The organism is Paenibacillus sp. FSL R7-0128, assembly GCF_038002245.1.
Lineage (GTDB): Bacteria > Bacillota > Bacilli > Paenibacillales > Paenibacillaceae > Paenibacillus_AQ > Paenibacillus_AQ silagei.
The window spans coordinates 2541205-2567451 of sequence record NZ_JBBOCD010000001.1 but is presented as its reverse complement, the minus strand read 5'-3'; the positions used below and the strand labels follow the sequence as shown (position 1 = coordinate 2567451).

The window sequence follows — 26247 nt, the reverse complement described above, 5'->3', positions numbered from 1 at the left end:
GAATCTCCCGGCTCATTCACTCTTCTGCCATATATCCATATAATCTATACTGAAGCTGCCTTGTCTGTCAAAAAGAATGATCTCGTTCGGCCCCCTCTGTAATTTCAGCTCCAGCTGCCAAAGGGAAGGCATATTGCGTTCCTGCGAGAGGGGGGAATAGAGCGTCTTCGCACCTCCGTTCACCGACAGCTCCAGCTCCGCGTCCGGCGAAGCATTCATCACCGCCGCCAGAACCGTGTAGGTTCCGCTGTGCGGGACCTGAATATGGCTGAACTTCAGCACAGCTCCGCCGCCGCTTAAGACAGCCGCTGCCCCTCCCGAGGCATAGGGATTATCCTCTGCCGCAGCGTTCCCCTCCATAGCCTGGGCCTCGCCTTCATATCGCGGAATTTCAATCGCTTTCACCTCCGTCACAGCACCCTCGGGCAGCTCTATGGCTACTGTATTCTTCCCTGCTGTGAACGGCAGGCTCAGATAAGCATAGCCGGTCTGGCTCTCACCGGATGGCGGCAGTTGAAGCGCCGCCGGCGGCCCGCCATTTACCGAGACTGCCGCCCCGGCCGGTTCTCCGCCCGGATTCACATAATGCACCAGCAGCGGGATCATGGTATCCACCGTAGACGGCAGCGACGGGAATTCCAGCTTGTTCCCGCTGCGCAGGGCCGCTTCCGCCCGGAACACGCCCATGCCTGCGGGAACCGGGATGGCCTCACTCAGCGGCAGCGGCTTGCCGAAGACCGGCAGGCCGTCAGCGTCCCAGCTAACCGGCTGGGCCCGTACCTTGCGGTTGTTCCAGCCGTCCTCCGCCCCTGTCGTGGCATGATAGACGATCCACTGCTCACTTCCGTCCGGCGAGACCGTGAATGAATTATGCCCCGGACCGTAGACTCCGGCGGCTTCATCCATGGCCAGCAGCGGCTGTTCCGCCTTGATCCAGTCTGCGGCCTCCAGCGGGTTGCCGCCCGGCTTCAGGGCAAGCAGTCCCAGGCTGTAGTACGGAGTCCAGCTTCCAGCACCGGAAAATACAATGAAGACACGGCCGTTATGATGAAGGACGGACTGGCCCTCATTAATATAAGGCGGGCCTCCGGCCTGCTCCCAGGGAAGCAGCGGCTCGCTCAGCAGCACCCGCGGTCCGCTGATCGTCAGCGGGTCACTCATCGGAGCAATATAGGTATTCTGCGCAGCGTTTGCCTCCCCTTCCCAGCCGGACCAGACGAAATACAGCTCCCCGTCCACCTCCATCGCCAGCCCGTCGATCGCCCATTTATTACTGCTGTCAGTTACCTGGCCCTTGAAGGTATAGCTGCCCAGCGGATCACCGCTGTCCGCTTGCAGCACATACATCCGGTGGTTCTCGTTCTGTCCGTCATCTGCGGCAAAATAGATATACCAGCTTCCCCGGATATACTGCAGCTCGGGTGCCCAGAGATTCGCCGAGTAGGCTGTCTCCGCCGGCGGGTACCATACGACCTTCCGCTCCGCCTGGCGGAAATCCAGGGTGAGCGACTTCATCACCATAATATCCGTTCCGTTATGGGTGAAGGTCATATAATAATATCCATCCTTGTAGATCACACTCGGATCAGGCGTATCGATCTCGTCCAGCGTGTTCTTGAATGTTCCCCCATGCCCCTTGTAGACTTCATCCTTAACGCCGTTATTGGGCTTCAGCAACAAGTATGCACCTCCTGCGAGTATAAAGAACAGAAGCGCCGCAAGGGAGTAGATTATTGTACGTGAATTTTTGCCTGCCCATGCCTTCTGCTGTGTATCAGGTTTCATGCTCATCTGCTTCCCTCCCCGCCTTCCGCTATTTCACTCCCGAGCTGGTAATCGCCCTAACGAACGACTTCTGGCCGGCAATGAACAGGATCAGCACCGGCAGCGCCGCGATGGTGGTCATGGCCATTAATTTACCATAGCTCTGGGTATAGCTGCCGGTGGCCATCATGGCAATCCCTGCGGTGATCGTCCGCATCTCCGGAGAGGTGGTCGCGTACAGCGGCCAGACAAAATCATTATAAATCCCCATAAAGGTGAAAATCCCCAGTGTCGTCATGATCGAAACCGCTGAAGGCAGCAGAATTCTCCGATACAGATTCCATTTGTTCACCCCGTCGATCCGGGCCGCTTCCTCGATCTCCTTCGGGAAGGAGACAAAGAACTGGTACAGCAGGAATACCCCGAATGCCCCGGCGGTAGCCGGGAGGATCAGCGCCTGATACGTGTTGATCAGACCGAGTGTATTGAATTCGATGTACATCGGCAGAAAGGTCAGTACGCCTGGAATCATCAGCGAAGCAATGAACATCGCCAGCAGCGTGCGGCGCAGCGGCAGATCCGGCAGACGGGCCAGGGCAAACGCCGCCATGGAATCGATCAGCAGTACGATCGCTGTGCCCGCAATCCCCACCGACAGGGAATTGACAATCCAGCGCAGAATCGGGGTATTCATCAGCTCCCCGCTCAGCCCCTGGACGAAATTATCCAGCGTAGGCTTCTTCGGCAGGAAGTTCATCCGCCCCGAGAGGGCTTCAAAATCATTTTTGAACGCAGTCGACAGCATCCAGACCAGCGGCAGCAGCACGAACAGCGCAATCAGGATGGCCAGCAGCAGCAGGCCTGTTTTTTTGGCTTTTCCCATCTATACCTTCTCCTTCCGGTTCGTAAGACGGAACTGTACGATAGACACCAGCATGATCAGCAGTGCCATCAGAATCGCCATCGCCGAAGCCGAACCGATATCCTTGCGCACGAACGCCTGGTCCAGCACATTGATCAGCAGCACCCGGGTGGTATCTCCCGGCCCCCCGCGCGTCAGCAGAAACGGCTGGGCGTAAATATTGAAGGAGGCGATGGTTGATGTGATCATTACGAACAGCATGACCGGCCGGATGGAGGGCAAGGTAATTGACACGAAACGCTTCCAGGCATTCGCCCCGTCCATGGAAGCCGCCTCATAATAATCCTCCGGCACCTCATTGAGCGCATTCACAAAAATAATCATATTGAAGCCGATCGTCCACCAGAGTGTCGTAAGCACCAGCGCAATCCAGGCCCATGGCGTAGCGGTCAGCCAGGGGATGCCGGTTAGGCCCAGCTTTTGCAGCAGACTGTTAATGAACCCGGCGTTCGTATCGAACATCATCAGCCAGATAACAGCCATCACGGAAGCTGACAGCGCGTAGGGCAGGAAATAGAAGGTGCGGAACAGACCCCGGAGCTTCGCCGGCAGCGCATTGACCAGCATCGCGATCCCCAGCCCCGTAACGATCAGCAGCGGAACCGAGTACAGGACAAACTGGAGGGTGGTCCACAGACCGCGGAAGAAAATACTGTTCTCATAGGTCCCCGGGGTGAAAATGGTCATGTAATTACGCAGCCCCACAAAGGGGTGGGCGGCAGACAGCAGCTCGAAGTCCTGCAGGCTGATGATAAAGCCATACAGAATCGGGAAGAGCAGAAACAGCGCGAAGGCAGCCAGATAGGGCAGCACGAACAGAAATGAGGTCAAACGTGAAGTCCACAGGGTTTTCAAAGTGATTCCTCCTTAGGATAAGGAAAAGCGGGAAGCTCCCGCTCCCCGCCATGCCAACCGAATGATCCGCTCCACGGACCCCTATTTCATCGCCTGACGGGATTTGGCTGCAGCATCATCCATCGCCTGCTGCGGTGATTTTTTGCCAAGAAGGGCACTGCTCAGCTCTCCCCATACCGGCTCGATAATGGTCCCCCAATTCAGCACATTCGGTGCGAACTGTACGGAGGAGAAGCTCTGGGATACCGTACTCTGGAACTCCATCGCCTTGAATTCGGCGCTGTCCATCACGGTCTTGGAAGCTACCGCCTGCCCGGATTCCGCCCAGTCCAGTGAGTTGCCGGAGACATATTTCAGGAAATCGCCGATACCGGCCAGCTTCATGCTGTCTGTCACGGCCTTGGGAACGACGAAGCCATGCGAGCCTGCATAAATAGCCTGCTTCACCTTGCCGATCTGCGGCATGACAGCGACGCCATAATTCAGCCCGGCTTCATCGAACTGGGATTTCATCCACGGCCCGTTGAACTGGATGGCGTTCTTGCCCTGCAGGAACAGGGTATTCTCACCATCCTGCTGAACATTGGCCGGGGAGACCCCCTTGTCTACCATATCGCGCAGCCACTGTACCATTTCAACCGCTTCAGGTGAATTGTAGGCTACATCCGTTCCGTTCCAGAGTTCCCCGCCATTCTGCCAGACGAGGGACGGGAAGATGAACTGCTGCGGCCAGAGGGTCGGCACCACGTATCCATAGACCCCCTTGGATTTGTCCGTCAGCTTCAGTACAGCGGCGTCGAATTCGGTACGGTTCGCTGGAGGCGCAGTGATGCCCGCCTTCTCGAACAGATCCTTGTTGTAATACATAACGACCGGATGAATGTCCAGCGGGATCGTATACAGCTTGTTGTCGATCGTGGCATATTTCACCGGAGCTTCGGCAAAATCAGCCGGGTTGATCCCGGCCGCGGCCGCCAGCTCATCCACAGGCTGCAGTTGCTCCTTGCTCTGGTACGTCGGCACCTGATCGACATGCATAATCATCAGGTCCGGCTGTTCCTTGCCGGTACTGAGCGCTACATCAAGCTGCTTGTAATATTCGCCATTCGGCTGGATTACAAAATTCACTTTGTATTGATCCTGGGAGCTGTTGTATTTATCAACAATTTTCTTCATGAACGGGCCATCCGAGCCGGAGAAGGGTGACCAGAACAACAGCTCTGTCTTTTTGCCGCTGCCGCTGTCCGCCCCCTGTGTGGCCTCTCCGCCGTTCGCGCCTTTATTCTTCGCATTGTTACCGCCGCAAGCGGTTACAACCAGTGCCAGCATCATAACCATCAGCATTAGTGATGCTCCCTTTTGCATAGATCGCTTCATCTGTATACTCCCCTTTGACCGGTGATTCAAAGCTGACTGCTCTTTGATGTCTTTATGTTACCGCCGCAGGGGAGGGCAATAAATGTCCTCAGACTAGGTTCAGTGGACATATTTACAGATTGCACAGCTTCATTCTACTTGCACAGGTTCGATTCTCTTGAACAAAAAGCGGGAGTCCGCCAGATATTCCTTTAGATATGCCAGCGCATACGGCTGTTCTTCGCGCAAGCTGGGCAGTTCATCGGGATTAGAGATGTGGTGGCTATAGTTTCCGATCATGATTTTGACAAAGAAGCATTCCAGCTTCCGTTCATAATCCGGCTCCAGCGCACGGACACTGCTGTAGCCTCGAATTAGGCTCCAGCGTTGCTCCGTGGACAGCTCCAGCAGAGCGGCGGCCAGATCATACAGGTAGAAGCCGTAGCCGCAGAGGCCGAAATCAATCGCCCGGGGCTGGCCGTCAGCGAACACCACATTCCCAAAGTGCAGGTCACCATGGATCAGGCCATAACTGCCGGGGTCTGGCGTCATGGCCTCGAGTTCACCCGGGATTCTGGCGGCGGCAGCCTGATAGAGCTTCCACCCCGGTTCCGGCACCAGAGCCTCATGATGCTTCTCCAGCTTATCCCATTCCTTGCGGAAGCTGTCCGCTCCCCACACTGGACGGTTAAACGCTGCCGATGGTACAAACTGTTCGCCTGCTTGATGCATCCCGGCCAGCATCACGCCTACAGCGTGGAGCTGCTCATCTGTCAGATTGCCCGCTGCATGTTCACCTTCGACCCAGCGCATCAGGGTAACATAGCTCAGCTGCTGCGCTCCACCGTAAGGTTCATTGCCAGCTTCATTGCCAGCCTCAAGGATATATCTGCCGCTTGAATCGGGCAGCCCCACGGGGACAACCAGCTCCGCTGTCTGACTGAGGTGGCTGAGCCATTCCAGCTCTGACAGAATTTCAGACCGGTTGCACCGTTCGCCATGTATCCGCAGCAGCAGCTTGCCCGCAGTTTCCGTCTCTACCTTGAACGTGATACTGTCGGACTGCTTAATATATTCAACTTTTGTCCAATCCAACTCATATGCCTTAAGCGCCCGCAGTACTATATCCCTTGCTGCTGTTTCTAATTTCATCTTCCTGCCCCCTCATATGGATGTCTGCATTCATTATAGGGTTGGCGGAGGCAGCGGACATAGATAATAGACAGGTATAACCTGACTTTTGCACAAAACAAAGAGGCTGCTCCAAGAGTCATAACGCGACTTCTTGGGACAGCCTATTTGTTACGGGTGGATCAGGTTGAGTGCTAGGCGTGAGCGGTTGTGTATGGGCGCTTGTGTGTGGATGCTCGTGAGTTGGCGCTTGTGTGTTAGCACGTGTGCGTGGACGCTGCGATTGTATTTTCTACAATAGATTATGATTGAATGGGTCCAAAAACTCATTCTGCTGTATTTCATACACCAGATTTCTGCATATATGCTCCAAAAGGCCGCCTGCGCAAAATTCTACTGTACAGAGTGCAGCAGATGCTATTTTTCGGGAGGTTTTGAACGAATCTAGTGTATATAGTGCAGTCGAAGCCAGCTCGTGGTTGAATCTCACAAGCAGAAATGGCTGCGTCACGCGGCCTTAGATCTCTACTTTCTCTGCTTGCTTCCATACACAATCTTCTTGATGCTGTCGGCTGACAGGCAGAATTGCTCCGCCAGCTCAGTTACGCTCAATCCGCTGGCATAATGCTCACGAATGGACTGGTTCCGGGCGCTTAAGTAGGATCTGCCGCCTGAATTCTCACCCCACCGCTTGTGCTGTCCCTCAGGCTTCGGGATATACAGCATCCCGCCCTGCATGTATTTCTGAATCTCCTGCAGCAGCTGCTGCGGCAATACCACATCTGCATTTACATATTTCATTACTTGCTCCGCTCCTTTTAAGTTGTTTCAACTTATCAAGGCAGCAGAGTCTATCGGACAGGTGTTCACAGAGGAACTGGTGAATCGTTACAGCGGAGTATTGCTAACCGCTCTGCACATTAACCGCTGTGTGGTCCATAGACTCTGCGCAGAGCTGAGCATTAATCTGCTCATGAAGTTTCCTCCTCCCAGTATATTACTTACATATAGCATACCGGACACCCCGGCTTTTGCGCAAATGTTGTTTACCCGCGGCTTTTGACATTTCATCATAGATTTGTCCATAATACCAATAAATAAGGTAGAACCAATTGCCATTCTTAGTATCCTAGATGAGGCGGCAGGGGAGATGAGGTCATAATCATGAATAAACAATTAATCGCAGCGGCGGAGCGCGGGGATACCGCTGAGGTGTTGCGGCTGCTGGAGGCCGGAGCGGATATTCAGGCGCAGGACGAAAGCGGCCGAACGGCGGTGGTCGCCGCGGCCTATGGCAACCATGCCGGGACGGTCGAAGCGCTTATTGCCCAAGGTGCCGATATCAACATTCGCGACAGTATGCTTAATAATGTGCTGCTATATGCCGGAGCATCCGGATATCTGAACATTGTGAAAATGGCGGTTGAGGCGGGAGCGGATACGACGCTGACCAACCGCTATGGCGGGACTGCGCTGATCCCCGCCGCAGATCGAGGGCATGTCGAGGTCGTCAAGTATCTGCTGGAGCATTCGGATGTCGACATCGACCATATCAACAATCTGGGGTGGACCGCGCTGCTGGAGGCCGTCATCCTCGGCGACGGCGGGGAGCGGCATCAGACAATCGTCAAGCTGCTGCTGACGCACGGAGCCGATCCAGCCATCGCCGACCGCGAGGGTGTCACACCGCTGGCGCATGCCCAGTCGCAGGGCTATACAGAAATGGCCGCTATGCTGGAGACGGCAAGCCGCTTTTAAACAGCTGGAATAAAAAAGGGACCCCGCCAGCGTCCGGCGGGGCCAAAAGTTATATTAAAGGGGGGTATGTGAGTACTATACCCCGCGAAGCTTAAAAACAGATGAAGCCCAGGTAAAGATCTGCTGAAACGAGTTTAGATTTTGAATTTCTCTACCAGTTGTTGCATCTCCTTAGCACTCTGCGTATTCTCATCGGCCATTGTGGCTTCATGGAAGGTCTTCTCCACAATATCCGCCGTCTTCTCGGCGATATCCTGCACCCCGATGGCCCCCTCGTTCACCGTGGCCGCCACCTCATTGACAGCGATGGCGATGCTGGAGACGGTCTCGTTCAGGTGATCGGCCGCTTCCTCGAACTGGTTCATCAGCCCGTTAATTGTGGAAGCATCATCATTGTACTGCTGGCTGACCTCGGTCAGGCGCTCATAATCGCCCAGCACATTGCGGTCGATGAAGCTCAGCACGGCCTCGGAATGCCGGGTCATCTGCTCCACGGAGGCATAGACATTTTTGACCACCTCTTGAATGCCTGACGCTGTCTCGGAGGACTTCTCTGCCAGCTTGCGGATCTCCCCGGCCACCACGGCGAAGCCCCGGCCCGCCTCGCCTGCCCGTGCGGCTTCAATCGCTGCATTCAGGGCCAGAAGGTTGGTCTGGCTTGTAATGGAGAGAATCGTATCGGCCAATACGTTGATCTCGTGAATGGCTCCCGACTCTTCGATCGCCTTCTGCATCTCACTGCGGACCGAGCTGTAGATCTGCTTCGCATTCTCGGTGGATGTCACTGCATCATGCTGAAGCTCCAGGGCCCGCTGCGTAATCTGGCCCGATACTCCGGAGCCTTCTTTTACCTTATCGCTGATCATTCTGACATTATTCAGGGTCTCGTGGATAGCCGCCGTCATCTCCTCGGTAGAAGCCGCCGTCTCCTCCATCCCTGCGGACAGCTCCTCTGTCGTGGCTGAATTGTCATGCGCATTCTCTCTGACCTCGTTCGACAGCTTCTCCAGCGTCTCGGCATTGTCCAGTACCTTGGTGGAGATCGCAATCAGACTGCCCGCCATCTCACGCAGCGCCGCACGGGTACGGAACATAGCCTTGGCGATGGTTCCTGTCTCATCTTTATTTTTAGTCAAATATTCATATTGGTTATCATATTTGAGATCCAGCTCTGCCGTGCGGTTCACCAGCTCCGTGAGCTTGATGATCGGCGAGGAGATCCGGGTAGCCACTGTAGTCCCGATCAGCAGAGTGAGCAGTAGGCTTCCCAGGCCGAGCAGCATAATGAAGTTCGTCATTTCGCTAACCGGCTGCAGCACCTCTTCCACATCTCCGGTCAGCACCAGGGTCCACTTCGTCTCGGGGAGCACGGTATAGGCCGCTTTTTTCTTGGCCCCGTTGAAGGTATATTCCACAATGCCATCGGCAACGCTCTCCCCCGCCTTCACCCGCTCGACCACGGCTTTGATGGATTCGTTCTCCACCTGGGAACCTATCTTCTTCCCGTCGGGATGATAGAGCGTATTCCCCGTTTCATCCACCAGATAGGCGTAAGAGGAAGGCGCACCCGCCACCTTGGCATCGGCCAGATAGGTCACCAGACTGTCCGCCCTGACCGCCGAAGCTACGAACCCGATCATCTTCTCACCACTCATCACCGGATGGACAAAAGCCACAATATATGCCCCTGTTGACTTGGATTTCAGCGTCTCGCTAATGACAGGCATCCCGGTCTTCAAGACATTCTTCGTATAATTTCTATCGCTGAAATTGGCGCCTACCAGCTTGGTATCGCTATCCGCCACCGCCGTTCCCTTCAGATCAACTACAAACATATGTTCCAGGTTGCCCGCATCCTTCACCTGGCCCTGAAGCTTGACATTGATCTGGTCGTGTAGCGCTTCCTCCACTGAGCCGCCATTTGCAGCCTGAAGCAGCAGCTCGGTGATCTCACTCTCCCCCGCAACCAGCTGTATGTTCCGCTTCTCCTTGTCGATCATTGCGCCGATGGTCTGTGCCTTATCCGTGCCTACCTGCGCCATGGAAGATTCGGTCAGGTTCATGATGGTGCCTGTGGATTTGGTGTACGTAAAAATCCCCATTAATGCTGTAGAAATCAGTGTAACGACAATCATCATAACCGATAGCTTCATACGAATCTTCATCTTCTTCTACTTCCTTCCGCCCCGTTGTCTTTCCTTAGCCTTTAAACAACCAAAAAGATTGCTTTATTACAATAATTATCGGATTTTCCTCGAACGTAATGAATAATGGAATGTTGTATTTTCAGAAAAAATATCGATTTTTGTCGAATGATAACATAATATATCTATTTTCTTACATAGTAAAAAAACCGCCCTCCTTAACAACCGCACTCAGCGGATAAGTAAGGAAAAGCGGGTTCGCATTCCGCCTATGAAGTTGGTATTCTACTACATGCCCGGGCTGTCCGGCGAAGCTGAGGCACCCGGCAGCACTGCTGCCGAACGGGCCTGCTGCAGGCGTCTGGCCCTGCTGCGGAGGAACATGCCGGAGCAGGCAGCCAGAATCTGCTGGAACAGCATCCCGGAGATTACAGGCAGGGCCACTGCCGGCGGAAAATACCGCACCGCCAGCACCGCTCCCGCACTGAGATTGCGCATACCGGAGTTGAACTGAACGGCTACAGCATTCGCATGATCATAGTGCAGGCGGCGCGAGACTACGGCTCCAATAACATAGCCGAGGGCAACAGTAACGAAGGTTACAGCAATGATCAGAGCAAGCTGGCCGTCCGGATGCTTCAGATACCGGGCAATGCTGGCCCCATTAATGGAGACCACGGTGAACAAGCCCACCTTGACAAACGGGGCCAGCGGAGGCCCGCAGACAGTGCTGATCTTGCCTTTAGTGAATTGATTCAGCAGCATCCCTGCTACGGAAGGCAGGACGACCATCCAGAGCAGGCCCCGCATCATCTCGCCGGCGTCCATCTGCACGCTTGCCCCCATCAGGAGATACAGCGTAGCTGGTACAATCAATGGCGACAGCAGCGTATCGATCAGGATCAGCGCCAGAGTCAGGGCGATATTCCCGCCATGCATCGATACCCAGACTACACTGACCACTCCGGTCGGAATGGCGAAGAGCAGCACATAACCGGTAACCGTATAAGGATCGCCTGGAAAAAACAGCATCGCTGCCAGCCAGCCGATCAACGGCATGACGATATGCAGAATAATGAGCAGGATGAGCAGCTTCTGCGGCCTGGCAAGCACGGTGAACAGATCCCGGAAGCTTGACTTCAGGCTGCCGATCAGCGTCATCCCGGCGAAGATCCAGGGCACCAGCCACGTTAACGGAAGCAGCGACGCCTCATTCAGTACGCCAACCACGATGGCTGCGGGTGTAAGCAGCGGCATGATCCGCTCCAGCACTGTATTGGAAGATACTAATCCGCGTCTTACTGCACCAAGCATGTATTTCAACCCCCTGTGTGAACTATGCCATTATACTCTGCTGCACTGACTGTCTCTGCTGCAAGGTCCGGTAAGGGAACTATACCCCTTGCGGGAACAAGGCGTCCAGCGCCGGGCAAGGCCGTTTCTCCAGATAGTCCGACAACGGTGCCGGCATATTGCTGTACAAGTCCTTAAGTGACGTTCCGTTATAAATATTGCCGATAATGACCGGATGGCACAGCTCGGAGATCAGAATGTCGCCGTTGCCGTGCAGATGAAGCTGCTTCATCCCTTCGATACAATGCGGGAAGTAAACGCCCGGCTGCTCCTCGAAGCCCATCGCCTCCATGAACCGGTCCATACAAGTGAAGTAGAGAGTGGTATCCTCCGGCTTCCGCGCAATCAGCTCATTGACGGCATTCTTCAACTGCTCGCGGGCGGCAATCGCTTTCCAGCCGGTATGTCCCATGATAATACTATTCTGAATTTCATGCGTTCTTACGCCCATCGAATAGACATGCTCGCTGATCTCCTGCATATGATCCTGCGTCTCATTGAACAGAAGTGTCTCCAGCACCACATTGACATTGGTTTTGGCGAACATAGTGATGTTCTCTCTGATTTTGTGATAGACACTCGGATGAATATTATAATACCGCGAGAAGCCTTCAGCCGTGGTGAAATTAAAAGAAATATGAATCGTCGTCAGACCTGCGTCCACCAGCTGCCCGATCCGCTCCTCATTCAGCAGACTGCCGTTCGAGTTGAGCTGGGTCTGAATGCCGCGCGAAGAGCAGTACGCCACAATCTCCACACAATCCTGGAATTTCAGCGTAACCTCGCCGCCCGAGAGCCGGACACGCTTCAGATTAGGCAGCTCCTCCAGAATGCGGATGACCTCCTTACCGTCAAGGGTCTGGCCGTCATTTCTATTGTAAGCGCAGCAGTAATCACAGCGGAAATTGCAGTTCGAGGTCACGCCGACTTCCAGCCCTTCCAGCTCGTAAGTCATCGGCTTATCCAGTTCCAACGCTTTATATTTCGTGCTCATCTTCTATAGTCCTCCTTGGTTGTTCAATCCATCTGTTCTAAGGTCAACTATAGAATTATACAGGTTTGCCCGCGAGGTTAATGTGACATTTGATATTTGATCTTTGCAAAAAGACTGCTGCACGGTTATAGGCTCACCATACAGCAGTCTTCATTAAGATAGATGTACCTGCTATAGCTCGACAGCTTCTCCCATCCGGTTCAGCACCGGCTGGCCGATGATCCCCAGACGCCAGATCGCAATCCCCTTAAGGCCGTACCGCTTAGCCAGGCCGATCTTGGCATTGACGGAGTCTTCGTTCTCACTGTAGACCGATATCCCGAGAATCAGCTTGTCCTTGCTGACCTGATCAAGCGCCAGCCGGATGCTCTCATCGACCTTATTCATCGGCTCCGGCCCGGTCTCCCCTTCATAGGCGTAAGCCATGATAACCAAATCGTCGGCAAGTGTCCCTAGCGTCTTGTAATCATACCCCTTGTAAGAGCTGTTCAGCGGATGCAGAATGACGGTCAGCTTGAGGCTGGCGGCGCGGGCGGCTGTAGAGAGATTTTTGACAAAAGCGTTATATTGGCTCTGCACCAGCGCCTTATCCCCCGTCAGTCCCAGCCCTTCCAGATCCAGTCCAATGCCCTTGAAGCCCTTCTGCGTGGCCAAATCGACAATACTGGCGATCGTCTGCTGCTGGAGCTGCGCGTCCTCCAGATTCTTGCTCAGCTCCAGTGACGAGTCACTGGAATAGACCATCAGGTAGGGAGCGGTCCCTCCCGCTGCCGCATTCTGCACAATCGATTCCGGCGTTACATCACCTGCAGCCTCCGGCCACCAGAAATCCTTACCGGTGGTTGTGAACTGACCGTCCTTGTCGATCCTTGCCCAGCCAAAGGCAACCGCATCGAAGCTTGGAATAAGCGAGACCTCACTGTAGGCCTTCTGTGCGTAGAAGCCCAAGGTATACATATCCCGCTTCGGGGAAGTTATGGATACGGTCTTGGACGCCTGCTCCCAGGAGGCTGCCGCTCCGAACTGCTGGCTGAAGAACTTAAGCGGCAGCATCGTGGTTCCGCGGATGTCCTGCGGTGCGACCTCCAGCTTCACCACTGTTCCGTTCACCACGGCATTTTTGCTGCCAAGGGTCAGGACCACGACGGTTGGAGCGGCGCTGGCTGCGTCCTTCCGGGTGGCCGTGATTTTGCGGGCCTTCTGATTCCATTCCACCTGAATCCCCAGGGCTTCAGAGATGGCGCGGAAGGGCACCATAGTCGTTCCGTTCATCATCACCGGCTCCACCGGGAACGGCAGCGGATAACCGTCCAGCATGATACTGACACCCGCAGGTGCCGCATGGACCGCACTTGCCGGAAGCGCCGAGAGGCTGCCGAGTGAGATCGCTGCGCATAATACTATTTTGGCCAAATGCTTCATATAAGTTAGTTCCCCATTCTCTAAGATAGATTGTGAATCTCTCAACCTTACATCCTCTACTATTCTAGCAAACTAGATAAATATAGCAAATGAAGGTATTGTAACCATCGCAGATTCATCCGTCCGGGGTTCTCCTTACACTTACATGAACACGCTTAAAAAGACACCGACAGCCCGTTCAGCATCCACCTCTACAGCCACTTCGATGAATTCTCCTTCTTTGGGCTGTGCCCGCAAGTCTGCTACGACCATACCCGAGGTGAACGCCCCCTGATGCTCTACACGGACCTTCATCCGGCGGCAGGTTACAAGATCCGGCTGCAATGCAGCCATCAGGGCCAGCGGATCATGCAGCGGAGCGCTGTTAATCAGATAGTTCGCCTCGCGGTAAAATTTAAAATAATACGCAAGCGACTCTTCCATAAACTCGATGACCGCCTTATTCTCTTCCCGTCCATGCCGTTTCAGCAGCTCCACATGCTCTGAAGTGATCCGCGTCTGCAGCGTCACATCCAGCCCGATCATCATTACAGGCAGCCCTGAGGTGAATACACGGTCAGCCGCTTCCGGGTCGCCCCACAGATTGGCCTCGGCCACCGGTGTGACGTTGCCCGGCTTATATACCGTACCGCCCATAACCACTACATTCTTCAGCTTGGAGGTCAGCTGCGGGTCCAGATCCAGTGCCAGCGACAGGTTCGTCAGCCGTCCGAGCGTCACCAGGACCAGTTCTCCCGGATTCGTATCCGCCATCCGCGCAATGAACTCTGCTGCCGTCTCTTGAACCGGCACCTGCCGGGAGGGCGGCAGCTGAACGCCGCCAATGCCGTTCTCCCCGTGAACATGGGTGGAGAAGCCGGTCAGCTCGCGTACCAGTGCCCGGGAAGCTCCGAGCGCTACCGGGATTTCATAGCCCGGAGCCGCAAGCTCAAGCAGGCGCAGCGTGTTATCCGCCGCCTGCTGCACATCGATGTTGCCGAACACCGTCGTAATCCCCTCTACCACAACATCCGGTGCCCGGAGCGCGTACAATATGGCCAGTGCGTCGTCTATTCCTGTATCACAATCTATAATTATCCGGGTCGTATTGCTGCTGCTCATCTCTATCTCTCCCACTCTCTATATTTACTTTGCTCTCTCGGCTTAGTCGCACTGCTCATCTTAACATGGGGCTACCTGCGGCTCAATATGGTTTCCACACAACAAAGAATCCGCCAGCTTCATAAGCCAGCGGATTCTTTATTAAGCCTTAATTCTTCACATAAGCAGCCGCAGCCTTGACGAACCGCTCCAGCGCTTCAGTCAGCAGGGAGCGCGGGCAGGCGAGATTGATCCGCAGATGACCCTGGCCTTCCGCACCGAACACAGACCCTTCGTTGAATGCTACCTTAGCCTCGCGGTACATCAGCTGCTTGAGCCCGTCAGCATCGAGTCCGAGCGCCCGGCAGTCGATCCACAGCAGATAGGTGGCTTCCAGCTGCATCGGCTTCACCTGCGGAAGATGCGCGGCAAGGTAGGAGATGGCGTAGTCAGCATTGCCGTTAATATGCAGGATCAGCTCATCCAGCCATTCTCCGCCTTCGTTATACGCCGCTTCCACAGCCTCCGGCGAGAAGAACGCCGACATATGCAGGCTGAGCGTCTTAATTTTATAGTCGAACTTCCGTTTCAGCTCCGGGCTGGAGGTGACGATATACGAGGTCTGCAGCCCCGGCAGATTAAAGGTTTTGGTAGCCGCCAGTGTAGTCAGCGTAATGTCTGACAATTCTGGTGACAGGGAAGCGAACGGAATATGCTTGTGTCCGGGCATGATCATATCGCAATGAATCTCATCCGAGATCACGGTTACCCCGTACCGCAGGCATAGCTCGCCCAGAAGCAGCAATTCCTCCCGTTCCCACACTCTGCCTCCCGGATTATGCGGATTACACAGCAGCAACAGCTTCGCGCCGCCGGCCATCAGCTCTTCCAGCTGAACGTAATCCATGACATAACGGCCTGCTTCCAGCTTCAGCGGATTCACCGCCACCTTGCGGTCATTCATCCGGATCACATCATAGAAAGGATAGTAGACCGGCGACTGCAGAATCACCTGATCTCCCGGCGAGCTGAACAGCTCCACCGACAGGCTGAGTGAGGTTACAATCCCCGGAGAATCCGAGATCCACTCCTCCTGAATCTCCCAGTCATGGCGTCTGCGGTACCAGCCGGTAATCGCCTTTTTGTAAGAGTCGCCCGTCACGCTATAGCCGTATATTCCTGACTGTACGCGGCGCAGAATCGCTTCCTGTACCGCAGGAGGGCTTGCAAAGTCCATATCTGCTACCCACAGCGGAAGAATCTCCTTGTCTCCGAACAGCTTCTCGGACTGGTCCCATTTGTAGGAACGGGTATTGCGGCGGTCAATGATACGGTTAAAATCATACTTCAACTAAAATCACCCATCCTTTCTACTTGTCCGTACATTGTACCATGGGCAGACAACATCCGGCATCCCTGATTCCGTCCGCCAGCCTGCTTCAGCTCCCCTTGCGCAGCCGTTCCAGAGACTGGCCCAGCCGGACCTCCTCCAGCGGCTTCAGCACATAATCCACAATGTCCTGGTCGAAGGCCCACAGGGCATGCTGCTTCGTCTCTGTGACCACCACAATCTGAATATCCGGCAGCCTTTTCTTCACCAGCTCGGCTACAACGACTCCTTGATGGCCGGGCAGCTGAAGATCCAGAAACAGCACATCGGGCTGCAGCAGGACAATCTGGTCCACAACATTGTCGGGATAAGCAGACATGCCGATCACATTCACCTTGCCAGTATGCTGAAGCATCGATGACAGCTTGAATAGATCGTTCTGGTTCACATCCAGCAAATAGGCCGTAATCACATGGGTTCCTCCTCCTTCCATAGGGGTGAATTACGATCATCGAGCTGCTTATACATTCTTGTTTGTAAAAAAAGTGCTGTCCCCGCGTTTGCCAAGAAACGCCTGAGGACAGCCATAGTCGGTATTATATTGCAGCCTCAAGTGTAAGCTGCTTCTGGTATTGCTTTTAGTTGAAGGAAGCTGGCAGCAGGCTGCGCAGATCCTCCGTATTCACAATCAAATGAATGTTAGTCATCGTCCGCAGGGAACCGGAGATAATACCCGCCAGCTCGCCATGCGTATCCAGCAGAGGACCACCGGACATTCCGCTTGCCACCTGGGCCGAGGTCAGAATCCGGCTTCTGCCGTTAATGTCGGCTGCCGGAGTGTTCACAATCCCCTCCGTGATGATCGCTGTATTCTTGAGCGGATAGCCCAGGGCATACACCGCTTCACCATGTCTCAGCTTGTCCCCCCGCAGCGGCAGAAAAGCATAGGCATTATCCTTTTGCTTCATCGCAGCAGGAGTTGGCAGTTCAAGAATGGCCACATCCTTCAACTCGTCGGACTTCGTGACTTTAATCGGACTGATCACCGTTCCATCCGCCATGACTCCTTCAATGCGCTGTGCGTTTTTGACCACATGATACGCCGTTGCTGCAGTACCGGCCGGAGACAGGATCACTCCTGTTCCGGTGGAGCTTGCAGTACCGTCGCTTTTCAGCACCCGCAGATAAAAGATCGCCTTACTCGCTATTCCATAGCTTTGTTCAGCGTTGTACGCCTCAGGTGTATCCGCACTGGTGGGGCCGGAATAGAAGAGTATCGCCGAGATCAATGAGAGGACCAGGCTTACGGCAAGCAGCTTTGTTTTCATCCGCCGATCTCCTTCACTTATGAATTTCTGTTATTTCACAACCGACATGATGTCTTTATAAGCCCAGTGGGTAGCCGGAAGATCCTTGAATTGTACAGCCGTTACCGTCAGCTTCTTCGTGCCGGCAATCCGGTTAATCAGCACTACGGCCTGCGCACGGGTAATCGGTGTTCCCGGCTTGAAGGTTCCGTCAGGGAAGCCTTGCACATAACCTGCCTGCGACAGGGCATTGACATATTTCTCTGCCCAGTGTCCCTTCAGGTCCTTCTGCTTCGTTACGCCTGTCTCAGTTACATCAAGCTTCAGCACAGTTGTCATGATTTTGGAGAACTCGGCTCTGGTTAAGCCCTTCGTTCCGCCGAATCCGCCATCCGGGAAGCCCTCAATAATGCCGGCCGATGCGAAGAATCCGGTCAGTCCTTCATTCTCGGCATTGACATCATTGAACAGATTGCCTACATTCACTTCTTCCATGTCAAGCAGCGGTGCAAGCGACTGGATCAGCTCATACCTGGTGATGGCTGCGTTCGGCATGAACAGACCGTTCGGATAGGCTGCCATATACTTGATCTCACCGCTGTTACTCTTCAGGCTGTACTTCGCATTCTCCACCGCATACTCGATGGTAATGACTTTATCGTCTTTGTCCGTAATGGCTTTGACCGTCATGCTCTTGGTAATCAGCAGCTCACCGGTATACTTCGTGCTCTTGGCAGTCGGAATGCTGCCGTCCGTTGTGTAATAGATCGTCTGCCCTTCTGGAGCCTTCAGCGCAAGCTTGCTGTTCTTAGCGATCTTGACCGGAGCTTCACTGTCACCAGTTACTGTCGATGTTCCAGCGACCGCTGTGATCGACGGAGCTGCCGGTGCAGGTGTCGGGCTTGGAAGCGGAGCAATTGGACCGCCACCACCACCGCCGCCATTGCCGGTACCAGGGTTTGGATTAGGGCTCGGATTAGGGACTACAAGCGTCCAGGTCCAGGCTGCAACCGGGCTGTACTCTTTGCCGGATACAATCGTAATGGCTCTAACCGTTGTTGTGCTCTTAAGATCGATAGGTCCGCTGTACAGCTGGGAGGTCTCTGTAGGTGTTGTACCGTCCAGTGTATAGTAGATGCTTCCTCCCTGCTCGCCTGTTGCCAGCTCCACCTTCACTTCAGTAGTGAAATTCTTATCTGCAGGAGTTGCAGTTGGTGCAACTGCTGCGCTCGGGTACTGGAATGCAGCGGTATTAATAGCAATACTTCTGCTCTGTCCTCCAGCGGTTGCCTTCAGCACTGCACTGCCACCTGATATCAGGCTGCCGGTTGTACCGTTCACTACAGCCTTGGACGGATCAGCGCTCCAGGAGAGTGCTCCGCCGCTGCTCATGTGGAATGCCGAACCCACGCGGTTAATCAGATCCTGCGAGTTCAGGATAACAGCGGCTGAAGCCAGAGTCCCTTCATTTGTTCCGTTAAAGGCCTGAGGCAGCGGATAGAATGTGTTCCGGGCTGTCCAGATTCCGGCATCCAGGCCTGCCGGCAGATTCGCGCCAGTAAGCTCTGCACCCGGCAGCCCCATGGCACTGCTGTTATTGCCAGACACTGCCTGGCCATTCAGATTGTAGTACGCAATATTATTCTTCAGCATTTGTCTGTTGAACAAGGAGCCGCTGATCGTGGCATTGTCCGATTTCTGTCCGGCAATCCCGCCGAAGAAGGCTTGCAGCGGTTGAATCTTGCCCTTCACTCCAGCCTTCACTTCTCCGGTGTTCAGGGAAGTAATAATCGACCCGCTCTCTGCCAGACCGGCAATACCGCCAGCCCATGCAGTAGACATGCCTTCGGCGAGGACCGTGGCGGCAGAGTAGCTGTTCTTGATCTCTCCAGCATTCAGTCCGCTGATCCCGCCAGCGATCGCCTGGGCTGAAGCTACACGGATATCGCCATAGACCAGCGATTCAGTGATGGAGCCTTCTGCACTGTTCTCACCGGCAATTCCGCCTGCGGCCAGTGCAGATGATACATCAATGTTGCCCTTCGATACAGCCTGGTGAATCACACCAGCGTTGCTTCCGGCAATTCCGCCAATCCGGCCTGCTCCGGCAAGCTTCACTCCTTCATTCGTGACCTTCTCCAGAGTGCCCTGATTCACACCAGCTGCCCCGCCTGCGGCAGCGCTGGCAGCCACGGAACCGCTGACCTTCACATTCTGGATGACTGCACCCTTATGGTTGACTCCAGCAGCAATACCTGCATTCACTGCACCGGAGAGTTCTGCTCCGGTAAAGTTCACATTCAGGAGCTGGCCACGGTTATCCTTGATGAATCCGGCGGTCTGCTGGCCGGAGGCTTTCAGTGAAAGTCCGCTTAACGTATGGCCTTGACCGTCGAACACACCCGTGAAGCTGTCGAATGCCGTCCAGTAGCGTCCGGCAAGATCGATATCCGCACCAAGCAAAATCGTTGTCAGCTCCGGCTTGTTCTCAGCCGTTCTGTTGAACAGCTTGTAATAATTCAGTCCTGTCTCGTTATAGAACATGACTGCCCCCGCGAGCTGCAGCGGAGTCTGTACAGTAATGGCCCCATCCGTCAGGTCGTTCAGGAAGGTAGTATCATAGTCGATACTCCAGAGTCCTGAAGTCAGCGGATCAACTGCTGCTGTACTTACGGCAGCTGCGGCTGCACCCGAATTACGGCCTACAGCATCCAGTGTGCCGGTATAGGATGAGCTAAGAATTTTGCCGTCCCGGAAGTTGTAGCCGACCAGTGCGCCTTTGGAGACATTGTCCCCTGCAACTTTAACGCTAATCTGCGGCACATTCGCGTACACACTAGTAAGCATTCCGTCATTATATCCGGCGAAGCCGCCATTATAGGAACGGGTCGAGGACTTCACCCCGACAGTAGAAATCTTGCTCTGTAAAGCGTAAGACTTGCTGATGCTGCCGCTTCGCTCCACGGAGGCTGCGAAACCACCGCTGCGTGTGTCGAAGCCGGTATTGCTGATGTCACCGGAGGCATAGGAATCTGTGATCGAGTAATGATCTACAGACCCGGCGAATCCGCCGACATAGGAGCCTAATCTGCCGCTGACATTCAGCTTGCCTGTGGCATAAGACTTCTGAATCTGTCCGGCAAGTGTACCGTTCTCACCCAGGAGTCCGGCAAAGCCGCCTGCATACATCGTGTTATCCTGATTGGTATCTGCAATCACTACCGGAATATCCGTATGGGTATTCGTAATCAGGACATGATCGGCCATACCGATCACTCCGCCAACGCGTGTATTCGGTACTGATTCACCCAGAGTAACTGCTGATCCGACGTTGATGGACTGGCCGGAGCCGGAGATCACCTTACTGTAATGAATCTCGCCGCCGTCTCCCCAGCCGACAAGCCCGCCGGCATTGATTACTCTGCTGTTATCTGCGTTCACACCGCTTCTGACAATGGTATCCACAATGATACCGTTACTGTATCCGGCAACTCCGCCTGCACTCACGGTATTGCCGCCGGTTACCTTCAGACCTGAGGCAACCTCGGAGCTATAGATGGAAGCATCCGTATTCTTGCCTGTCAGACCGCCCGCATAGAGGTCAGCACGATGGTCTGTTCCGGTGACTGTGATCTGTCCATCATGAACCTTAGCGATGTAGATCCCTTTATACAGCGGATATGCCTTACCAAAATCAAAGCCCTGATTAATATCCTGGGCTGAGATCGTTCCGGCGATCCCGCCGACAGTGGCCTCACCGCTCTTCGCCGCAGCTTGAAGCTCAGGTGACGAATCTGCATTGTAGATGATGGAGTTATCACTCTCTCCCACAATACCTCCGGCAGTGATTACTTCACCTGCGGCACTAAGAGAAGCCTTGAACCGGGCGTCATTGATTGCTGTCCGGGAAGCCGATCCGGCAATCCCGCCGAGCACAGCCTTCAAGCTGTCGCCTGTTGTAGCCAGCTTCACGCCTGATACTGCTGCATGTTCAATATCGAAGCTGTTGCCGTTATCCACAGAACGGGTCAGCATTCCGCCGAGTCTGCCTTCCTTCGCGCCCACAACACCGCCAGCCGTACCATTAGCTGTCAGCTGTATGCCGCTTCCGGAGCCGGTTACTATTACATTGCGGATGCTGTTCCCTTGATCGGATTGACCGATCATACCGCCAAGGATGGAGCCAAGCCCCCGCGCTTCCAGAGTTCCGTCTGCAAAGCTTACGGTCAGCCCTTCAGCTTGACCTGTCTGGTAATGTCCAACCAGTCCGCCAACCGTGGCTTCCATTCCCGTGGAGGAAATCCGGTATCTGGAATTCACTTCAAGGGCCAGACCAGTCACATTACCATTCTGAACTCCAATAATTCCGCCGATAACGGCATGGTCAGCCGCGCTGCCGATGCTGCCATCCTTATCGTGGATGACATAAGTGTCAGCTGTAATATCCGCTGTGTTGTCGCCGATAAGGCCGCCGGCGATGCCGCCTTCAGCTACCGTCTCAATCCGGCTTCCGCCGTCGAGCGTAAGCTGCAGAGCGGCAACACTGCCTGAGTTCTGGCCGATGATGCCGCCGACAATCCCGCCGCTGACCTTCACGCCGTCCAGCAGCTTAAGGTCCACATTCTTGACTGTACCCAGGTTCGTTCCGGCCAGAACGCCGGTGTAGCCGTTGCCGGCAACCGTGAGCGGCTCCAGATTCATGTTCTGCACTGTAGCATTCGCTCCAATGATTCCGAACAACCCGGAATGCGTATAGACAGGCTGCAGGGTCAGACCATCGATCAGCTGGCTTTTCCCGTCGAATGTTCCTTCAAAAGGATTGACTTCCTTATCACCGATAGGTACCCATTGCTTGGATTGGATATGGACCGGATTCATCACAGTCACGGTTCTGTCCTTAAAGCTGAATTGCTCTACACCGGCAATGGTGCCGTTGACAATTCCCGCCAGACCGGCCAGCTCAGCCTCCGAGGTGATCTCGAAGCCGATCGCATCCTTATCCTTCGTGTACCAGTTAATATTGGCATTTACGTTATTGCCGTTGTCTCCGCCGCCGGTATTGGCAATGCGATTGACTTCAGGGTAACGGTAGGCCGCACTGAGCGAGCCGTATTTCCAGGCTCCCTCGAAATCCCAGCCCGACAAGCCCGGGAATACCGTTCTGTCTTTCAGTGTCTCTGACAGAATGGTGGTCAGCCGGACATGCACATTCAGCCAGCGGTGATTGCCCTCTGCGAAATCAGGCAGATCGCGGTTGATATTCAGTCCTTCATCTTTAATATAGTAGGATTTATAGAGCAGTTCTTTACTTGCATTATCGTAACGTCCGGCGAAGCCGCCGGCATAAGCAGTCTTTTTCTCGTCTGCATTAACCTCTGCTGCTGAGTAGACGTTGCTTATTTTACCGTTTGTAATTCGGCCAACGAAGCCGCCCGCATAAGAATTGTCGTTCGCAGCGTTAACACTTTTCGCTACATAGGAATTCTTGACCGTTCCGCCGGACAGTTCTCCGATCAGACCGCCGACAATGGTGTAGACGTTCTTCGCGGTAACCTTGGAAACAGAATACGATTGCTCCACCGTACCGGCTGTATTTCTGCCGATGAGTCCGCCCAGGTAAACGGAACCGCCCGAGGTTCCTTGAGCATCTCCTGTCACATCAATATCTACATAAGAGCCAATGACAGCACCGGCATTGCTGCCAGCTAATCCCCCGGCATGTGTACCTGTTCCTTCAATGGTCAGGTTCGCATTGGAATACGTGTAGTAGAGTGTTCCCGATGCTGTATTCACACCGGCCAGACCGCCGATGATGGAGGAATTGCCTCTTGCGATCACCGAGATCTTATCGGTAATGCTGTTGTTGGCAATCAGCGTGCGGTTCTCACCAACCATACCGCCCACAATGGCATTGGCGGATGTAGCGGAGACCGTACCCAGTGTCCGGGTATTCTGAATCGTGCTGACCGAGGTCACTGGATTGAGTACCGGGTCAATACTCTGAGCCGCATTGAGGCCGACAATCCCCCCGGCATACGAGGACACTGCCCCGTTGTTAGCCTTCAGATTCAGACCGCTGATATAAGTGTCCACAATAATACCTGTAGCACTGCCGTGGTTATATCCGGCCACCCCGCCCGCAGTAGCGCGCGGTGCATTAAGGGTCAGACTCACCGCTGAACCTGCCAGACGTTCCAGCCTGGAGGATTCATTATAGCCTACAAGCCCGCCAACATAGGCATCTGTAGCCGCTGGCCCTGCCAGAATCAGCATATTCTCCACATTGACCACTTTGCTGTCACTGCTGATGCTGCTGTTCGTAAGGGTACCTGCCAAGCCGCCGACAGACGGCTTCGCCGCTTGCGCCTGAATGAGCATCAGCGCACCGTCTTGCGCGTTCACTTCCGGCGTTGTAATATCTGTCGTTGCCGCTGCTCCAACGATCGCTCCCGCTTTGGCATCCGCCGCAGTCAGCGTAATCATCGGGTCAGCTCCGGGAACATTCAGTACAGCTGAAGTAATTCCTGCTCGTGTGGCAGGAGCCTCTGTTCCTTCCGAATGTCCGGCAATCCCGCCGGCTTCAGCACGCACACCGCTGGCTTCAATAGACAGCTGAGTTACGGTAGCATTCACCAGTTGTCCGGCATTGAATCCGGTATTCCCGCCAAGCTGGTTATCTGCACCGCTCGCGGTGATGGCTACATTCTCCGCATGATTGAACGGAGCGGCTGCGGCTGAATGGTTCTCACCGAACATGCCGCCAGCTTTTACTGTAGCGCCTGTAGCCTTAATCTCGATACGATTCGTGTGCCCGTTGAACTGGGCAGCCGAGTTATGCCCTGCACCGCCGCCGAAGCTTACCTTATCAGCCTTCAGCTCTGTGCGGAGATCCTGCACTTGCACAGGCACGGCTGCAGATCCGATGACCGCATCCGCCGTCAGCTTGCCAGCGGCGCCGCCGATGGTGTACCCGCTTCTTCCGGCTTCATTCAGGAAGCTGATCCGCGAGGCCTTACCGCCGGTCAGCGTCAACGGCTTGTTGTTCACACCCACGAGTCCGCCGAACGTGATATTGTCCTGCCCGTCTGCCGCATCCGCTACTGCAGCCTGAAGCACCAAAGTGCTGTAGCCTGCCGATTCAGCATCTCCGGCCGTAACTCCGCTTACTGTACCCTGTGCGTTACCGGCAATCCCGCCGATAATACCGCCTGCCGAAGTAACCTGCAGTGTAGCATATTTAATAGAAGAATTATTCAAGGTTCCTTCCAGATAGCCAACGATTCCGCCGATTGTACCATCGGAAGTGATTGCCAGATGTTGCCCTTCCGTCTTGCCGGTCACTGATGATGCAATGGTTCCGCCGATTTCGTAACCCACGGTACCGCCGGTATATACATCCGCAGTCCCTTTAACCTTCAGCTCGCCTGTTGAAGAGGTCTGGGTGATGTTCCCGCCTGCATCATAACCGGCAATCCCGCCGGTGTAGACGCCTGTGCCGCCGTTAACCGAGATCAGCTCTTTATTCTCGAATACTCCCGCTGTAGCGTTGCTGGTGACCAGACCGCCTGCGGCGTATCCGACGAATCCGCCGGTAGCTACATTCTCTGACCCTGATGCTGTAATCTTTTGTGTATTCACATAAGGATGCGTCCAGGTGAATTTGCTGCCCGTATATCCGGCAATGCCGCCAGTATATACGTTTTTGCCACCGTTATTGGTAACCGGCGCCGTATTCACAAATGTAATGGAAACCTCACGGCTGGCTACTGTTCCTGTCGCACCTACCAGCGCCCCGGCTGCCGAGTTCACTGCCGTTGCTGCATTAACGGTAATTGCACCATTATTGGTAGTCATGTTGGAGAACACGATGGTATTGTCTACTTTACCGACAATCCCGCCTGCCGCAACCTGATTCCCGCCAGCGATGGTAACCGCCGCCGTATTGATGATAGGAGTGTCTTCATCATTTAGACTGAGCGGTCCTGTGGTATGACCTGCAATCCCGCCTGCGGTAAGCACGGAGCTGTCCGTCCCCTGGGCAAGAACCGCACCATTATTGACTATTTTTTTGATGATGATGCCTCTGGAGTCGCCATAGCCCATAATTCCTCCCACATCGGCTGAACCAAACGCTGTAACGGTTCCGTTATTGATTGAGTTCGAGATCATCCCTTCGCCCATCCCGACAATACCGCCCGTGTAGGAGTGATACGGGGAAGCGTCCGAAGTGATATTGATCTTGTTGGTAATGTCAAACACAATGCTGCTGCCGCTCATTTTACCTACGGCAGAGCCGGCATAGACATCATAGGTTACTCCGGTCACAGAGATGGTGCCTGATTCAAAACTCAGGCCGCCTAATGTACCGCCTTGCATATTCCCTACCAAGCCTTGGTATGAACGGTTCGCCACTACGTTCAAACCGTAAATCTTCTTGATTAATCCGCCTTCCGTGATTAAAGTTCCCCGGAAGGGATTCTCGGCCGTACCGATGGGCACCCACTGGTAAGCAGAAAGCTCCAGGTCGTCCGTAATCTCCATAATTTTACCGCTGAGTCCATTTACAGTGCCTTCATTCACGAGTTTGGCTACACCAGCAAGCTCTCTAGCATTGTTAATTTTGAAAGTATCATTCGTCGGCACGTACCAACTGGTATCGGCCGTGCTGTCCCAGGTCTGCGGATCAGCCTTGGCCATGATGCCTCCGGCAACTGCGGCAACGACAATTACCGCCAGTGCTATAAGATAACCTATCCATGATCTTCGCTTCAAAGCCATGTTGACACCACCTGAATAGTATTGTGACTTAAGGATTTCCCAGCAGAGTGTGC

General features: G+C 54.4%; 16 protein-coding genes. 1 reads left to right on the top strand and 15 read right to left on the bottom strand.

Going from position 1 to position 26247, the window contains the following annotated elements; all coding sequences use genetic code 11:
- Window positions 1-12: 12 nt before the first annotated feature.
- From NST26_RS10430 to NST26_RS10405, 6 genes are all read right to left on the bottom strand, one after another.
- A complete protein-coding gene (locus tag NST26_RS10430; RefSeq protein WP_340979107.1) occupies window positions 13-1791 on the bottom strand; it encodes a family 43 glycosylhydrolase in 1779 nt (592 codons plus the stop codon).
- Window positions 1792-1813: 22 nt separating this feature from the next.
- Entirely contained in the window at window positions 1814-2647 is an 834-nt protein-coding gene (locus NST26_RS10425; protein WP_036725349.1) for a carbohydrate ABC transporter permease, read from the bottom strand.
- The gene (locus NST26_RS10420) at window positions 2648-3541 is read right to left on the bottom strand and encodes a carbohydrate ABC transporter permease (RefSeq protein ID WP_340979106.1); all 894 of its coding nucleotides are present in this window, start codon (window positions 3539-3541) and stop codon (window positions 2648-2650) included.
- Between the two features lie 81 nt (window positions 3542-3622).
- Entirely contained in the window at window positions 3623-4918 is a 1296-nt protein-coding gene (locus tag NST26_RS10415) for an ABC transporter substrate-binding protein (protein ID WP_340979105.1), read from the bottom strand.
- Window positions 4919-5047: 129 nt separating this feature from the next.
- Window positions 5048-6049, bottom strand: coding sequence for a phosphotransferase enzyme family protein (locus NST26_RS10410; RefSeq protein ID WP_340979104.1), 1002 nt, complete (start codon window positions 6047-6049; stop codon window positions 5048-5050).
- A 504-nt stretch (window positions 6050-6553) separates the two neighbouring features.
- On the bottom strand, window positions 6554-6829 hold the full coding sequence (locus NST26_RS10405) for a CD3324 family protein (RefSeq protein WP_036725355.1): 276 nt from the start codon (window positions 6827-6829) through the stop codon (window positions 6554-6556).
- A gap of 363 nt (window positions 6830-7192) precedes the next feature.
- Between NST26_RS10405 and NST26_RS10400 the strand changes: the two genes are divergently transcribed.
- A complete protein-coding gene (locus NST26_RS10400) occupies window positions 7193-7786 on the top strand; it encodes an ankyrin repeat domain-containing protein (protein ID WP_036725358.1) in 594 nt (197 codons plus the stop codon).
- Between the two features lie 134 nt (window positions 7787-7920).
- On the opposite strand, the gene NST26_RS10395 is transcribed toward NST26_RS10400, so the two are convergent.
- The 9 genes from NST26_RS10395 to NST26_RS10355 all read right to left on the bottom strand — a co-directional run bounded on the left by NST26_RS10395 (window position 7921) and on the right by NST26_RS10355 (window position 26194).
- Window positions 7921-9951, bottom strand: coding sequence for a methyl-accepting chemotaxis protein (locus tag NST26_RS10395; RefSeq protein ID WP_340954304.1), 2031 nt, complete (start codon window positions 9949-9951; stop codon window positions 7921-7923).
- A 267-nt stretch (window positions 9952-10218) separates the two neighbouring features.
- Complete coding sequence (locus NST26_RS10390; protein ID WP_340979103.1) at window positions 10219-11244, bottom strand: bile acid:sodium symporter family protein; 1026 nt, start codon at window positions 11242-11244, stop codon at window positions 10219-10221.
- A gap of 79 nt (window positions 11245-11323) precedes the next feature.
- Window positions 11324-12277 carry a radical SAM protein gene (locus tag NST26_RS10385; RefSeq protein ID WP_036725362.1) on the bottom strand — a complete coding sequence of 318 codons (954 nt, stop codon included), beginning with the start codon at window positions 12275-12277 and terminating at the stop codon, window positions 11324-11326.
- A 171-nt stretch (window positions 12278-12448) separates the two neighbouring features.
- Entirely contained in the window at window positions 12449-13699 is a 1251-nt protein-coding gene (locus NST26_RS10380) for a stalk domain-containing protein (protein WP_340979102.1), read from the bottom strand.
- Between the two features lie 141 nt (window positions 13700-13840).
- The gene (locus NST26_RS10375) at window positions 13841-14800 is read right to left on the bottom strand and encodes a nucleoside hydrolase (protein WP_340979101.1); all 960 of its coding nucleotides are present in this window, start codon (window positions 14798-14800) and stop codon (window positions 13841-13843) included.
- Between the two features lie 148 nt (window positions 14801-14948).
- Window positions 14949-16130, bottom strand: a complete 1182-nt coding sequence (locus NST26_RS10370) for a MalY/PatB family protein (protein WP_340979100.1) — start codon at window positions 16128-16130, stop codon at window positions 14949-14951.
- An 88-nt stretch (window positions 16131-16218) separates the two neighbouring features.
- On the bottom strand, window positions 16219-16581 hold the full coding sequence (locus NST26_RS10365) for a LytR/AlgR family response regulator transcription factor (RefSeq protein ID WP_051478017.1): 363 nt from the start codon (window positions 16579-16581) through the stop codon (window positions 16219-16221).
- Between the two features lie 166 nt (window positions 16582-16747).
- The gene (locus NST26_RS10360) at window positions 16748-17437 is read right to left on the bottom strand and encodes a S1 family peptidase (RefSeq protein WP_340954316.1); all 690 of its coding nucleotides are present in this window, start codon (window positions 17435-17437) and stop codon (window positions 16748-16750) included.
- A 30-nt stretch (window positions 17438-17467) separates the two neighbouring features.
- Window positions 17468-26194, bottom strand: a complete 8727-nt coding sequence (locus tag NST26_RS10355; RefSeq protein ID WP_340979099.1) for a chitobiase/beta-hexosaminidase C-terminal domain-containing protein — start codon at window positions 26192-26194, stop codon at window positions 17468-17470.
- Between the last annotated feature and the right edge of the window lie 53 nt (window positions 26195-26247).